The 1,393-nt window shown below is 58.0% G+C and carries 1 protein-coding gene; it reads left to right on the top strand.

The window, feature by feature from the left end; all coding sequences use genetic code 11:
- The first annotated feature begins 157 nt into the window (after positions 1-157).
- Entirely contained in the window at positions 158-1,375 is a 1,218-nt protein-coding gene (locus tag QMK34_RS47440; RefSeq protein WP_326421622.1) for an ISAs1 family transposase, read from the top strand.
- The last annotated feature ends 18 nt before the right edge of the window (positions 1,376-1,393 follow it).

The raw sequence follows: 1,393 nt of genomic DNA, 5'->3' as shown, positions 1-1,393 counted from the left end.
CACGGCAAAGGCAAGATCATCTAGCGTGACGTCGATGTAGCAGCGCGTGATCGTCTGCGGCTGGGTGCGACGGGCACAGGGCGCAATATGGGGATGACCTCCTGTCTGGAAATATGAGGTTTGCGAGCAACAAATCTCCAACACAGAAGGTCATCCAGTGTCATTGTCTCATGAGGATTTACGTGCAACTGATTCGGTCGGCGATGGCGACGATTCTGACATTTCCAGCCTGGCTGAAATGTTAAGCCGCGTGACGGAGAAGCGTGGCTTGCGGGGCCGCGTGTACGGGTTGACATTCGTGTTGGCTGCCTCGTTGATTGCGGTCTTAGCGGGCGCGTCGAACTATAGACAGATCGCGGACCAGGTTGAAGACTTCCCGTCGTCACTGATGCGGAAACTCAAAGCCAGATGGTGCTACTTTAGGATCGATTTCCGGCGACCGAGCGCGAAAACCGTGCGTCTTGTCCTCTCCGGGATTGATGCCGATCAGTTCGACGCGGTAGCGGGCGAATGGATTCGAGAACGCGCCAAACCCGAGCCTGACGGAACGATGACGGTCGCGATCGACGGCAAAGTGCTGCGCGGCGCGTGGACCAGGGAGAACGAGAAGTTCACCCTGTTTTCGGCCATGATCCACGGGCTCGGTTTGACGATCGCCCAGGTTCAAGTACCAGCGGAGACGAACGAGATCACCCAGGTCAAAGAACTGCTGGACACCCTGCCCGTGCGTGACGGGGAACGCGTGGTGGTGACCATGGACGCCGCACACACCCAACGCGACACCGCCGAGTACATCGTGGCCAAACGCGGCTTCACTTACATAATGAACGTCAAGGGAAACCAGCCGACATTACTTGAATCAGTATTCAGAAAGTGTTTGCCGCTGCTACACGCCGAGCCGGACCACGTCGTGGAGGAACGCGGACATGGACGCGTGAATCGATGGTCGACCTGGATCACCGAGGCGACCGGGATCGACTTCCCGCACGCTCGAACGATCGGCTGCATTCGCCGGGACACTTTCAATCTAATCGGAGAACGTACGAGCAAAGAACTCGCCTGGATCATCAGTGGCAGCTCCGATGGACAAGCGCGCATCGCCACAGCAGGGCACCTGAACAACTTCGTGCGCGAACATTGGGGAATCGAGAACAAAAGCCACTACGTTCGGGACATGACATGGCACGAGGACGCGAACCAGGCGCATACCGAAAGCGGACCACAAGCCATGGCGACACTCCGGAACATCGCCGCAGGACTCATCCGACTCAACGGCACCAACGCCATCAAACGAACGACCGAACGGATCGCCCGCAGCCCACTCAGAGCGCTCGCTATCATCGCTACCGTACGCAACCAATGTCACTCAACGTGATCTTGCCTTTGCCGTGCC

The sequence above is a fragment of the Amycolatopsis sp. H20-H5 genome (assembly GCF_035828755.1).
Taxonomy (GTDB): domain Bacteria; phylum Actinomycetota; class Actinomycetes; order Mycobacteriales; family Pseudonocardiaceae; genus Amycolatopsis.
Note: the sequence above shows the minus strand (reverse complement) of the source record. Positions and strands in the feature narration are given on the sequence as shown.